The organism is Aeromonas sp. MTB (assembly GCF_056632455.1).
Map to the genome: position 1 here is coordinate 4,035,907 of NZ_CP147026.1, position 12,695 is coordinate 4,048,601.

Below are 12,695 nucleotides of genomic sequence, written 5' to 3' on the forward strand. Positions count from 1 at the left end.
TTCCGATTCAAATCTGGAAGTCGATGGCAGGCTCGCTGCCCATGGCGCGGGCCTGAATATCCGCCAGCGCCAGCTCGGGGTTGCAGAGCTGGATAAACTGCCAGGCAAAGTTGTGCTGGAACTGCCCCTGTTTGAGGCCGATCCAGGCGGTGTGGGGGGCAAACAGATGGCTGCCATCGAGCTGCACCAGCCCCTGATCGCGCTGGGCGTCGAACGCCATGTCGGCCAGTATGCCGACCCCCATCTCCAGCTCGACATAGGTCTTGATGACATCGGAGTCCTGCGCCGTCAGCAGGATCTGCGGCTCGATGCCCGCCGCAGCAAAGGCTTCATCCACCCGCACCCGCCCGGTCAACCCGGCTTGATAGGTGACGATGGGCCAGTTGGCCAGCGCCGCCAGCGTCAGATCCAGCTCGCCAGTAAGCGGATGTTGCTCTGGCACCACGATATTGTGGTGCCAGCGGTAGTAGGGAAATGCCACCACCCCTTCGCTCTTGTCGAGCTGCTCGCTGCTGATACCGATATCCACCTCGCCGGTCTGCACCAGCCGCACTATCTCCTCCGGGCTGCCCTGACGCAGCTCCAGCTGCACCAGCGGGAACTGCTCGCGAAACGCCTTTACCACCCGCGGCAAGGCATAGCGCGCCTGGGTATGGGTGGTCGCCACCAGCAAGCGGCCCGAGTCGCGGTTGGCAAAGGTGCTGGCCAGTTTGCGGATGTTGTTGGCGTCATTGAGAATGCGCTCGGCAATCACCAGCAACTCCTTGCCCGGCTCGGTCATGCCGAGCAGCCGCTTGCCGTAGCGGATGAACAACTCGATCCCCAGCTCCTCTTCCAGCTCGCGGATATGGCGACTCACCCCGGATTGCGAGGTAAAAAGGGCGTTGGCCACCTCGGTCAGGTTGTAATCCCGCCGCGCTGCCTCCCGGATAATTCGTAACTGCTGAAAATTCACCTTGTCGCCTCCTGCGAAGAGTGGGCGACACAATCTGGTCACCCCCTCATTTTTGTTATTTGGCCGGATCATGCCCCGGCAGAGCGCCTGAACCCGGGCAGCCATGCCACCCGCAACAAAACATCAAATCTGGTAATCGGGATAGAACTGCGCCTGTCTGGCCACCAGCCGTACCCCCTGTCCCGGAGCAAACTGCTTGGCCGCCTCCTTGCTCAGCTCCGCCTCGTAGTGGGCCCCTTTGGTTTCGCCATCGCCACGCAGCTCCACCCGAATGCGTGGCCCCATGGGCAGCAGACGGGTGATGGTGGCACGGATCCCACCCGGCGCATCGGCTGGCAGAATCTCCAGTTCATGGGGACGAACATATGCGATGGCGGCACTGCCGTGGGCCAGATGAGAAGCCGACGGCCCGCCGAGCAGCTGCTCGCCGATGCCGAATCCCTGCTCCGCCACCCGACCGCGGAACTGGTTCACACTGCCGAGGAAGCTGTGGACGAAGGAGCTGGCGGGCTGGTCGTAGACCTCGGCCGGGGTGCCGATCTGCTCGACCCGTCCGGCATTCATCAGCACCACCCGATCCGCTACCTCCAGCGCCTCCTCCTGATCGTGAGTCACGAACAGGCTGGTGACGTGCAGCTCGTCGTGCAGCTCGCGCAGCCAGCGGCGCAGCTCCTTGCGCACCTGCGCATCGAGGGCGCCGAAGGGCTCGTCCAAGAGCAACACCTTGGGCTGCACCGCCAGCGCGCGGGCCAGCGCGACCCGCTGACGCTGGCCGCCGGAGAGCTGGGTCGGGTAACGCTCGGCCACGTGGCTGAGCTGCACCAGATCCAGCAGCTCTTTGACCCGGGCACGAATGGCCGCCTCGGCCGGACGCTCGCTGCGCGGTTTGACCCTAAGGCCAAACGCTACGTTCTCGAACACCGTCATGTGGCGAAACAGGGCGTAGTGCTGGAATACGAAGCCGACGTTGCGCTCGCGCACATGGAGATCCGAGGCGTCCTCACCACGGATGATGACGTGGCCAGAGTCGGCCTGCTCCAGCCCGGCGATGATACGCAGCAGGGTGGTCTTGCCACAGCCGGAGGGGCCGAGCAGCGCCACCAGCTCACCGTCGTGAAAGTCGAGGTTGATGTCTGCCAGCGCCGCGTACTGATTGAAATGCTTGTTGAGTTGTTGAACCTGAATGCTCATGGCTGCCTCTTTAAAACGGTGATCAGTGAGATTTGGTGGGCTGGGCACGCAGCCGGGCCAACAGGGTTTCCCCGAGCAGGGTGAAGATCCCGAACAGAGCCAAGAGGCTTGCCACTGCAAAGGCGGCGCCGGTCTGGTACTCGTTGTAGAGGATCTCGATATGCAGCGGCAGGGTATTGGTCTGGCCGCGAATATGACCGGAAACCACTGACACGGCGCCAAACTCCCCCACCGCGCGGGCGGTACAGAGCAGCAGGCCGTACATCAGGCTCCAGCGAATGCCGGGAAGGGTGACGCGCCAGAACATCTGCAGACCGCTCGCCCCCAGCATGATGGCCGCCTCTTCCTCTTCCGGGCCACGCGCCTCCATCTGGGGCAGCAGCTCGCGCACCACGAAGGGCACGGTAATGAAGGTGGTGGCCAGGATGATCCCCGGGGTGGCGAAGATGATCTTGATGTCATGTTCGCTCAGCCAGTCACCGAACCAGCCGCGGCTGCCGAACATCAACACCAGCATCAGACCGGCGATCACCGGCGACACCGAGAAGGGCAGATCGATGATGGTGATGAGCAGTTGCCGACCGGGGAAGCGGAAACGGGCGATGGCCCAGGCCGCAGCAATCCCGAACAGCAGATTGAGGGGAACGGCGCAGAGGGTCACTAGTGCGGTCAGACCGAGGGCGCTCAGGGCATCCGGCTCGCTGATGGCGTGCCAGAAGAAGACCAGCCCAGGGCTCAGCGCCTGAATAAAGACGGTGGCCAACGGCAGCAGCAACAGGGCGGCAAACCAACCGAGACCCACCGTGATGAGCAGCCATTTGACCCACTGGGGCTCGCGGATCACCGGAGGAGCCTTGCGCACGGGAGCAACCTCCACAGGGGCGACTTCAAGGGCGAGTGTCGATGCGTTCATATCCGGCTCCCTCCGATACGAGACCAGCTCCAGGCCTGCAACTTGTTGATTAGCAGTAACAAAATGAATGAGATCAGCAGCATCACCACGGCAATGGCAGAGGCGCCGGCATAGTCGTACTCCTCCAGATGGCTCATGATCATCAGCGGTGCGATTTCCGAGACCATCGGCAGGTTGCCGGCGATAAAGATGACGGAGCCGTACTCCCCTACTGCACGGGCAAACGCCAACGCAAAGCCGGTGAGCAGGGCCGGGATCAGGGTCGGCCAGAGCACGTGGATAAAGGTCTGCCAGCGATCGGCGCCGAGGCTGGCGGCGGCCTCCTCCTGCTCGCTCTCAGCCTCTCGCAGCACCGGCTGCAGGGTGCGCACCACAAAAGGCAGCCCGATAAAGGTGAGGGCGATAACGACGCCGATGGGGTTGTAGGCGAGCTGGATGCCGAGCGGCGCCAGCAGATGGCCGATCCAGCCGTTGGGGGCGAAAATGGCGCACAAGGCGATGCCGGATACCGCGGTCGGCATGGCAAATGGCAGGTCGATCAGCGCATCCACCAGACGACGACCGGGGAAGGTGTAGCGCACCAGGATCCAAGCCAGGATCAGGCCAAACAGGCTGTTGAGCAGCGCCGCGACAAAGGCCGCACCGAAGCTCAGGCGAAAGGAGGCGAGCACCCGGGGTGAACCGATCACCTGCCAGAACTCGGCGGCGGTCAGGTTGTTGACCGCAAACAGCACCAGGGCCGAGAGCGGCAACAGCACCAGCAGGCCCAGATAGAGCAGGCTGAACCCCAGGGTGGGGCCAAAACCGGGCAGGACAGAATAAGAACCAAATCGCATAACACATCCATCTGTTATGAAGAATTTTCGATATGGTGATTCTGCGCACTCCCCTCATCGGCAACAAACATCAATTGCGACTTTGCTAATCACTTTTTTGTCTAACCGCAGAGTCACAAGGCTCTTGGCGCACTCCAAATAAAAAAAGGTCTTTTATATAAATAAAAGACCTAAGAAATGGAGCAATACGGAGCGCAACATTCAAAGAGCAGGGTTCGCAACAGCTCACCCGATAACATATCCCGCCATTGGTTAAGGGCCGATGGCAGAGACAACAACAGTTCTGATAGCCGAAGCCGCTTGCGGAGCAACCACCAGCTCGGCCCGGCGATAGAGAGAGCCAAGCAGTTCCAACCCCTGATGCCAGTCGCCATGGCCGGACTGGGCATTGATATGGCCCGCGTTGCCGGCGTCGAACAGGGGCACCTGCCACTGGCGACTCCAGTATTCGGCCCGCTCGAAGCTCATCCAGGGATCGTTGCGACTGGCCACCAGCTGGGCCGACACCTGCAGCGGCCCGGCCAAGGCCTCATCCGCAATGCCAAAACGGGCGGGATCGGCGGGCGCCACCAGAAAGATCGAGGCCACCTTCTCCGGCTGTAAGCGGGCCGCCGCGATGGCGGTCAGGGCACCGAAAGAGTGGGCCACCAGATGGACCCGGCTGCGGCGACGTTTCAGCTTGCTCGCCAGCTTGGCACTCCAGACCCTGAGGTCTGGCTTGTCCCACGGTAGCCCGGTCATCCGCTGCCATTGGGGAAAATGATCGTGCCAGCGGCTCTGCCAGTGATCCGGCCCACTGTTGTGCAGACCGGGAACCAGGAGGATCTTGTTCATCTTGGTGCTCCTATCGGCTGGCACAGGGGCCAGTTCAGTGATGGATAACGAAGCTATCAACGACCCGGCTGATAGATCTGGTCAAACAGACCGCCCTGGGCGAAGTGTTTCTTCTGGGCTTTCTCCCAATCCCCTTCCAGATCCTTGACGGTAAAGAGGGCAAGCTGCGGGAACTGGGCTGCCGTCTCCTTCAGGATCGCCGGGTTGCTGGGGCGATAGTGATGTTTGGCGACGATATGCTGCCCCTCGTCAGAGTAGAGATAATCGAGATAGGCCTTGGCCACCGCGTCGGTACCGTGCTTCTTGGCCACCTTGTCCACCACCGCGACCGGCGGCTCCGCCAGAATGGAGACCGAAGGCACCACCAGCTCGAACTTGTCGCTGGCACCCGCCTGACCAAGCACCAGCAGGGCTTCGTTCTCCCACGCCAGCAGCACGTCACCGAGACCGCGCTCGGTAAAGCTGGTGGTGGCACCGCGGGCGCCTGAGTCCAGCACCTTCACGTTCTTGAATAGATCGCCAACAAACTGCTTGGCCCCCTCTTCACTGCCGCTCTTCTTCAGGGCATAGCCCCAGGCGGCCAGATAGTTCCAGCGTGCCCCGCCGGAGGTCTTGGGGTTGGGAGTCACGATGGCCACATCCTTGCGCACCAGATCATCCCAATCCTTGATCTGCTTGGGATTGCCCTTGCGCACCAGGAAGACAATGGTGGAGGTATAGGGCGAGGCGTTGTTGCCGAGGCGACTCTGCCAGTCGGCAGCGGTCAGCCCCGCCTTGGCGATGGCGTTGACATCGTAGGCGAGCGCCAGCGATACCACGTCGGCTTCCAGCCCATCCACCACGGCGCGAGCCTGCTTGCCGGAGCCACCGTGAGACTGGCTCACCACCACGTCGTCACCGGTCTTCGCCTTCCACTCCTTGGCAAAGGCGGCGTTGTACTCCTGAAACAGCTCGCGGGTCGGATCGTAAGAGACGTTGAGCAGGCGGATCTCGGCGGCATTGGCCTGACTAAATGCCAGCAGAGAGAGCAGGGTCAGGGCGGTCATTCGCAGTTTCATGGTGATACTCCATATCTTGTTGGGTTGAGAACAGCATGCCGTGGAGTTGTTATGCCCAGAAGAAAGAAATAACTCTTTGCTTATCTCTTTTGCTCATATCAACTCAGCCACCCGCACCGGGAGCCGGACGCAGACTCTGTGAGCCATGCCCCTCAGTGACCTCAAGCGCTGTGCCATCATGGGAACAAGGCAGGCAGATGACGAAAAGGAAGTCGTTATGTGGATCAATGCAGAACCGGTCAACGGAGCCCTGGTCTCGCTGGCCATCGGCCTGATTATCGGACTGGAGCGGGGCTGGCAGGTGCGCCAGCTGGGGGATAACCAGCGCATCGCCGGGATGCGTACCTACGGCCTTATTGGCCTGCTTGGCGGGGTCTGCGGTTTGCTGCTGCCGACTCTGGGCCCCTGGCTGCCGCTGCTCGGCCTGTTGGCGGTGGTGATCGGCTGCGGCCTCTCGGTCTGGCTGGCCCAACGCTGGCAAGGGGAGTTCGGTCTCACCAGCTCGGTAGCCATGCTGCTCACCTATTTGCTGGGGCTGATGTCGGTGCTGCTGAGCCCGAGCGAGGCGGTGGCCTGTGCCGTGCTGGCAGCCCTGCTGATGGGCTTGAAGGGACAGATCCAGCAGGGGATGCTCTTTCTCAGCGAGACCGAGTTTCACGCCACCCTGCGCTTTCTGCTTATCTCGCTGGTGCTGTTGCCGGTGCTGCCCAACGAGGAGATGGGGCCCCTCGATGCTTTCAATCCCTTCAAAATCTGGCTGATGGTGGTGGTGATCGCCGGCATCTCGTTTTGTGGCCACTTCGCGGTGCGGCTGCTCGGTACTCGCGCCGGACTGGTGCTCACCAGCATACTGGCGGGATTGGCCTCCTCCACCGCCCTCACCCTGCAGTTTGCCCGCCTCAACAAGGAACAAGGAGGGCTGGAGCGGCTGCTGGCCACCGGCATCCTGCTGGCGGGGGCCACCATGTGGCTGCGGCTGCTGGTACTGGTGCTGCTCATTCACAGCGAACTGGCGATGCGCCTCGCCGCCCCGCTTGTGTTGCTGGCGACCACGGTGTACGGCTTTGCCTTCTGGTTCTGGCGCCAGCGCGAGGAGCTGACTGACGGCCCGGTACAGCCGGAAACCAGCAACCCGCTCGATCTTGCCACCGCCATCAAGTTCGGCCTGCTGCTGGCGCTGATCGGCTTTATGGCAACTCTGCTGCAAGACAAGGTGGGCAACTCCGGGGTCTATCTGCTGTCGCTGGTGTCGGGGATCACCGATGTGGACGCCATCACGCTGTCGCTCTCCCAGCTTTCCCACAAGGAGCTGGCGCTGGAGGTGGCGGCCCGCGGCATCCTGCTTGCCGGTTTGATCAACTCGCTGGTGAAGGGGTTGCTTGCCCTCGGCATCGGCGGGCGCAGTCTCGGGCTGCGGGTATTGCTCCCCTACTTCGTCTCGGCCCTGTTGATCCTGCCCCTCGTCTGGCCCACAGGTTGACGAGGATCACCTGCAACAAGTGACAGACTGACGGCGCCCCTGACAGTCACGTATACTGCCGGCTCTTGCAGCATGAGGAGGTAGCAATGGCGAGCGACTGGGACAAGGTACTGGCAGGCGGGGCACTGGATAGCCAGAGCGATGAGATAGCCAACGACCGGATCCGCGGTCAGGCGCTGCTGGCCCGGCTTAATGGTTCATCGGCAGGCGATGCCCCTCTGCGCCAGCAGATCTGCCGCGAACTGTTTGGCCACTGCCCCGACTCCTGCTGGATCAGCACGCCGTTTACCTGCGAGTTTGGCCGCAACATTCATATCGGCGAGAAGACCTTCTTCAACTTCAACGTCACCATTCTCGACGTGGGCGAAGTGCACATCGGCAGCCATGTGCTGCTGGCCCCCAACGTGCAGATCTACACCGCCACCCACACCATGAACTATCTGGAACGACGCAACTGGACCGCCTACAACAAGCCGGTGCGGATCGGCGATGACTGCTGGATTGGCGGCGGCGCCATCATCTGCCCCGGCGTTACCATAGGGCCGCGATCCATCATTGGCGCAGGCGCCGTGGTGACCCGCGACATCCCTGCCGACTCGGTGGCGGTGGGCAATCCGGCCAAGGTGATCCGCACCCTCAAGCAGGACGAGGAGCGCTGCTGGGAGCTGGCCCAGTGATGGCGCTGGCACTGCTGCCACTGGGCGCCGCCCTCTGGCTCGGCCTCGACGGCCAGCAGTGGTGGCCGCTGGCCGTGCTGCTCACCATGAGTCTGCTGACGGTGGCGGCCTACGCCTGGGACAAGCGACAGGCAGCGCGCGGCGAGTGGCGCATTCCCGAATCGAGGCTCCATCTGCTGGAGCTGTGCGGCGGCTGGCCGGGGGCACTGGTGGCCCGCCAGTGGCTGCGTCACAAGACCCAGAAGCGCCGCTACCGGCTAGTCTTCTGGTTTATCGTGCTGCTGCACCTCACCCTGTGGGCGCTCTGGGTCGGGCGGCCACTCTGGCAGCAATAGCTGTCTGCGTCACAAAGGGGCAATGGGCCCCATTGCTGCCGCCCGGCAGCTGTGAGAAAACAGAGCAGATCTCATCAGCGTTTTCGCCGTCTATAGACGACAAGGAGTCGTGACATGACCATGTGGACAGGTATAGTCCTGATCGTATTTATCAGCCTATTGTTCGGATACCTCGGCAAGCGGGCTCGCTACCAGATGGGGGATGCCCGCATCACCGACCGCCTCGGCAAGCAGGATCTGGTCATTCGGGAGCTGCAAGAACGGGTAGCCAATCTGGAGGCGATCGTCATCGAGGAAGAGAAACGGCGCCCGTTTCGGGAGCTGTGATTTTTCGCCATCAGGCGTCAGATAACCAAAATTCAAATCAAAGAAAGAGGGCTGCACGATGCAGCCCTCTCTTGTTTGAACTGATTCAGATTGCCAGCGGCAGCAACTCGGCATAGTCGCGGATCGCCGGAAAAGCGGTGATGCTCTGCTCCGGCTTGCAGCTATCCGGATTCTGGATCGCCAGCTGATAGCCGATACCATAGTCGGCGGCAGCCCGCAGGATCCGCTCGCTGTCATCCACAAACAGGGTGCGGGCCGGATCGAACGCCAGCCGCTCGGCCAGTGCCTGCCAGCAGTACTGGCTCTCCTTCGACCAGCCCAGCTCGTGGGTACTCACCATCAGATCCAGATGGTCGCTCAGCCCCAGCTGCGCATCCTTCACCGACAGACTGGCGGGGTGGGCATTGGTGAAAAGCACCAGCTGCTTGCCCGCGGCGCGCAGCGCGGCCAGAAAGTGGATGGCGTGGGGACGCCACTGGATCTTCGCCAGCAGCTCCTGCTTGAGGGCGCGAATATCGAGTCCCAGGGTCTCGCTCCAGTAATCCACGCAGTACCAGTTGAGGGTGCCGTTGACGGCGTGATAGTGGACATCGATCTGCGCTTTGGCTTCATCCAGCGGCAGACCGAGCCGCTCGGCGTAACGCTCCGGCACCAGCTGCTGCCAGAGGTGGTTGTCAAAATGCAGATCGATCAGGGTGCCATCCATATCGAGCAAGACGGTATCAATCTGGTGCCAGGGCAAGGTGGTGGAGCGGGAGTGTGGCATCGGGCCTCTTGATCGCGGATCTCGGAAAACGGGGCGGCAGTATAACGGATTTTTCCTCTCCCTTTCCCCTCCCTGCCCCGTGGTGTTCGGTGTGGGAGTCGTTTACTCTTGAAGCACGATTTTTTAACGAGCAGCCAGCGTCCGATGAGCGACCCCCACAAGAGCAAACCCGAGCACATCTCAGCCGACCAACTGGATCACCCCAAGAGCAAGCCGGAGATCCTCAAGGCAGAGATAGTGGCCGAGAGCCGGCTGTTCAGAGTGGAGTCCCTCCACCTCAAATTCTCCAACGGCGAGGAGCGGGTCTACGAGCGGATGCGCGGCGGCAATCGTGGCGCCGTCATGGTGGTGCCGCTGTTCGATGCCCACACCCTGCTGCTGGTGCGCGAATATGCCGCCGGCACCCACTCCTACGAGCTGGGCTTTCCCAAGGGGCTGATCGACCCGGGCGAAGATGCCTTCGAGGCGGGCAACCGGGAGCTGATGGAGGAGGCGGGCTTTGGCGCCAACAGCCTGACCTTGCTCAAGCAGGTGTCGCTGGCGCCCGGTTACTTCTCCAGCCGGATGGATATCCTGCTGGCGCGGGACCTCTTCCCCGAGCAGCGGATCGGCGACGAACCCGAACCGCTGGAGGTGATCCCCTGGCCGCTGAACCGGATCGACGAATTGCTGGCGCGACCCGACTTCACCGAGTCGCGCAGCATCAGTGCCCTGCTCTTGGCCCAAAAGTGGCTGGCGGAGCAGGCAGAATAGCCCGCAGACGGGCAGTTAACAGACAGAGGATAACGAGATGCTGGAGTTGTTGGCCTGGGTGCCGGGGGTCAAGGAGATTGCCCGCGAAGCCGGAAGGATCCTTCACGACATCTATCACGGCGGTCAGTTCGAGCGTCAGCTGAAGGAGGATGCGACCCCGGTCACCAGTGCCGATCTTGCTGCCGATGCCTACCTCAAACAGGCGCTCTCGGCGCTCACTCCCCACGTTCCCGTGCTGACCGAAGAGGCGGCCGACATCCCCTTCAGCCAGCGATCCAACTGGCGGCAGTACTGGCTGGTGGACCCCCTCGACGGCACCGGCGAATTTATCGCGGGCAGCGGCGACTTCGCCACCCTGATCGCCCTGGTGCGGGACAATGTGCCGGTGCTCGGGGTCATCTACGCCCCCGAGTCCAACGTGCTCTACTGGGCGGTGCGCGGCTACGGCGCCTTCAAGGAGGTGAATGGCGAGGTACTGCCCATCAGCGCCATGCATCACGAGCATGACCAGCCTGACTCGCTGGTGGTGGCTATCAGCCGCCGCCAGAAGCTGGAGAACCTCACCCGCCGCCTCAACCCGGCCATCAACTACGAGCTGATCCCGCTTGGTTCCAGCTCCCTCAAATCCTGTCTGGTGGCGGAAGGGGCGGCTGATTGCTACGTAAGGCTCGGCCCCACCGGCGAGTGGGACACCGCCGCCGCCCAGTGCATCGTCGAAGCAGCCGGTGGCCGCATCCTCAGCCTGGCGTTGCAGCCGCTCAGTTACAACGAAACCGAGTCGCTGGAGAACCCGGACTTTATCGTGATGGGAGATCCGGATCTCGCCTGGGGCAACATTCTGGCCCACTAGACGAGTAGCAATATCATCACTCCAGACATGCAGGCGGCCCGATGGCCGCCTGCTTTTTCAGGAAAGTATCCCCGAGTGATGGCCGGTGTGATCCGCTACCAAAGGCGCTTTTGAACAGCGTGATACGCTGGCAAAGAAGCGAAATGATAGTGAAACATCACAATCGGTCGGCGAGAAATGGTGCGATTTTTCACGTAATTCTGAAAACACCTGATTAGCCAAAATAAAAAAACGATCGCAGATAAAATTTTGGTTTTATATTTCACAAAAATCACCAATATCAGTTTTGTTTCATTCGGTGAACCAGATTCCATTCCCAATCTCGCTGGCTAAACCCCGCAATGGCAGTGATATGTTTCAGTCTCGCTTTTTGAGAATTAAATCCCGATAAACCACAATGAACTCAGATTAAAACACTAACAAAAAGTGAATTAGTAATGAGTTTATCTGTAGAGGCTACCAAGGAGCTATCCGGTTCCTGCTCCACCACTGCCAGCATCACCCGCTGGCGCCGTCACGACACCCACTGGGTTATCAGCCTGTTTGGCACCGCCGTTGGCGCCGGTATCCTGTTCCTGCCCATCAATCTGGGTCTGGGCGGCATCTGGCCTCTCGTCATCGTCGCGGTACTGGCAGGCCCCATGACCTTCCTCGCCCACCGCGGGCTGGCGCGCTTCGTGCTTTCCTCGTCACGCCTCCACGCCGACTTCACCGAAGTGGCGGAGGAGCATTTCGGCAAGATGGCTGGCCGCCTTATCTCGGCGCTCTACTTCCTCTCCATCTTCCCGATCCTGCTCATCTACGGGGTCGGACTGACCAACACAATGGAGAGCTTTATGGTCAACCAGCTCGGCATGGCGACCCCGGATCGGGTGATGCTCTCCGGCGTGCTGGTATTCGCCATGATCGCCGTGATGCTGGCGGGTGAGAAAGCGATGCTGCGCGCCTTCGCCTTTATGGTCTATCCACTGGCGGCCATTCTGGCGGCGCTCTCCTGCTACCTGATCCCTCAGTGGCAATGGCCGGAAGTGACGGCGTTTGAAGGGGTCAGCTTCCTCAACACCGTCTGGCTGGCGCTGCCGGTCACCGTGTTCGCCTTCAGCCACGCCGCAGCCATCTCCGGTTTTGCCAACGTGCAGCGCCGTGAATATGGCGAGCAGGCAGAAGCCAAGAGCGGCCTGATCCTGCGCAACACCACAGTAATGCTGGTGGGCTTCGTGCTCTTCTTCGTCTTCTCCTGCGTGCTGAGCCTCTCGCCAGCCCAGCTGGCTGAAGCCAAGGCCCAGAACGTCTCTGTGCTCTCCTATCTCGCCAACATCACCGATAACCCGGTGATCGTAACTCTGGGACCGCTCATCGCCTTTATCGCCATCAGCTCCTCCTTCCTTGGCCACTTCCTCGGTGCCCGTGAAAGCCTGAAAAGCCTGATCGCCAAGCCTACCGGCCTGCCGCTGGCCAAGGCGGACAAAGTCGGTATCGCCCTGATGTTCTTCTCTATCTGGGGGGCCGCCGTCATCAACCCGGGCATTCTGGGGCTGATGGAGACCCTCTCCGGCCCGGTCATCGCCATGATCCTGTTCATCATGCCGGTGATTGCAATCTACAAGGTGGAGGCGCTGGCCCGCTTCCGTCACGGCTGGACCAACGGCTTTATCCTGCTGACCGGTTCGCTGGCGGTATCGGCGCTGATCTTCAGCCTGTTGAAGTAACGACTCGCAGC

Annotated in this window: 14 protein-coding genes; 7 read left to right on the top strand and 7 right to left on the bottom strand. The window is 61.5% G+C overall.

Features of this window, described 5'->3' with window-relative positions:
• Nucleotides 1–7 precede the first annotated feature (7 nt).
• The 6 genes from cbl to WBR25_RS18455 all read right to left on the bottom strand — a co-directional run bounded on the left by cbl (nucleotide 8) and on the right by WBR25_RS18455 (nucleotide 5,787).
• Nucleotides 8–955, bottom strand: coding sequence for an HTH-type transcriptional regulator Cbl (gene cbl, locus WBR25_RS18430; protein ID WP_479748875.1), 948 nt, complete (start codon nucleotides 953–955; stop codon nucleotides 8–10).
• A gap of 123 nt (nucleotides 956–1,078) precedes the next feature.
• Entirely contained in the window at nucleotides 1,079–2,146 is a 1,068-nt protein-coding gene (locus tag WBR25_RS18435) for a sulfate/molybdate ABC transporter ATP-binding protein (RefSeq protein ID WP_128834901.1), read from the bottom strand.
• 22 nt (nucleotides 2,147–2,168) lie between these two features.
• Nucleotides 2,169–3,059: a sulfate ABC transporter permease subunit CysW gene (gene cysW, locus WBR25_RS18440; RefSeq protein ID WP_201930824.1), complete on the bottom strand. Its 891-nt coding sequence runs from the start codon at nucleotides 3,057–3,059 to the stop codon at nucleotides 2,169–2,171.
• Nucleotides 3,056–3,895: a sulfate ABC transporter permease subunit CysT gene (gene cysT / locus WBR25_RS18445; RefSeq protein ID WP_216976812.1), complete on the bottom strand. Its 840-nt coding sequence runs from the start codon at nucleotides 3,893–3,895 to the stop codon at nucleotides 3,056–3,058. Before cysT ends, cysW begins: the two co-directional genes overlap by 4 nt.
• 252 nt (nucleotides 3,896–4,147) lie before the next feature.
• Nucleotides 4,148–4,729 (bottom strand): RBBP9/YdeN family alpha/beta hydrolase, encoded by a 582-nt coding sequence (locus WBR25_RS18450; protein WP_421256819.1) that lies wholly within the window; start codon nucleotides 4,727–4,729, stop codon nucleotides 4,148–4,150.
• A 56-nt stretch (nucleotides 4,730–4,785) separates the two neighbouring features.
• Nucleotides 4,786–5,787, bottom strand: coding sequence for a sulfate ABC transporter substrate-binding protein (locus WBR25_RS18455; protein WP_479748877.1), 1,002 nt, complete (start codon nucleotides 5,785–5,787; stop codon nucleotides 4,786–4,788).
• Between the two features lie 217 nt (nucleotides 5,788–6,004).
• On the opposite strand from WBR25_RS18455, the gene WBR25_RS18460 reads away from it, so the two are divergent.
• From WBR25_RS18460 to WBR25_RS18475, 4 genes are all read left to right on the top strand, one after another.
• A complete protein-coding gene (locus WBR25_RS18460) occupies nucleotides 6,005–7,267 on the top strand; it encodes an MgtC/SapB family protein (protein ID WP_479748879.1) in 1,263 nt (420 codons plus the stop codon).
• Nucleotides 7,268–7,353: 86 nt separating this feature from the next.
• The gene (locus WBR25_RS18465; protein ID WP_139410064.1) at nucleotides 7,354–7,944 is read left to right on the top strand and encodes a sugar O-acetyltransferase; all 591 of its coding nucleotides are present in this window, start codon (nucleotides 7,354–7,356) and stop codon (nucleotides 7,942–7,944) included.
• Nucleotides 7,941–8,279, top strand: a complete 339-nt coding sequence (locus WBR25_RS18470; RefSeq protein ID WP_479748881.1) for a DUF1294 domain-containing protein — start codon at nucleotides 7,941–7,943, stop codon at nucleotides 8,277–8,279. The genes WBR25_RS18465 and WBR25_RS18470 overlap by 4 nt, the downstream gene beginning before the upstream one ends.
• 114 nt (nucleotides 8,280–8,393) lie before the next feature.
• Nucleotides 8,394–8,606, top strand: coding sequence for a hypothetical protein (locus WBR25_RS18475; RefSeq protein ID WP_068977307.1), 213 nt, complete (start codon nucleotides 8,394–8,396; stop codon nucleotides 8,604–8,606).
• An 85-nt stretch (nucleotides 8,607–8,691) separates the two neighbouring features.
• Here the strand turns inward: WBR25_RS18475 and yrfG are convergent, their stop codons facing one another.
• Nucleotides 8,692–9,372 carry a GMP/IMP nucleotidase gene (yrfG, locus tag WBR25_RS18480; protein ID WP_479748882.1) on the bottom strand — a complete coding sequence of 227 codons (681 nt, stop codon included), beginning with the start codon at nucleotides 9,370–9,372 and terminating at the stop codon, nucleotides 8,692–8,694.
• Between the two features lie 144 nt (nucleotides 9,373–9,516).
• Here yrfG and nudE point away from each other — a divergent pair, with 144 nt between their 5' ends.
• The 3 genes from nudE to WBR25_RS18495 all read left to right on the top strand — a co-directional run bounded on the left by nudE (nucleotide 9,517) and on the right by WBR25_RS18495 (nucleotide 12,684).
• Entirely contained in the window at nucleotides 9,517–10,125 is a 609-nt protein-coding gene (nudE, locus tag WBR25_RS18485) for an ADP compounds hydrolase NudE (protein WP_198303860.1), read from the top strand.
• A 37-nt stretch (nucleotides 10,126–10,162) separates the two neighbouring features.
• A complete protein-coding gene (gene cysQ, locus WBR25_RS18490) occupies nucleotides 10,163–10,975 on the top strand; it encodes a 3'(2'),5'-bisphosphate nucleotidase CysQ (RefSeq protein WP_479748884.1) in 813 nt (270 codons plus the stop codon).
• Nucleotides 10,976–11,412: 437 nt separating this feature from the next.
• A complete protein-coding gene (locus WBR25_RS18495; RefSeq protein ID WP_479748886.1) occupies nucleotides 11,413–12,684 on the top strand; it encodes an aromatic amino acid transport family protein in 1,272 nt (423 codons plus the stop codon).
• Nucleotides 12,685–12,695 lie beyond the last annotated feature (11 nt).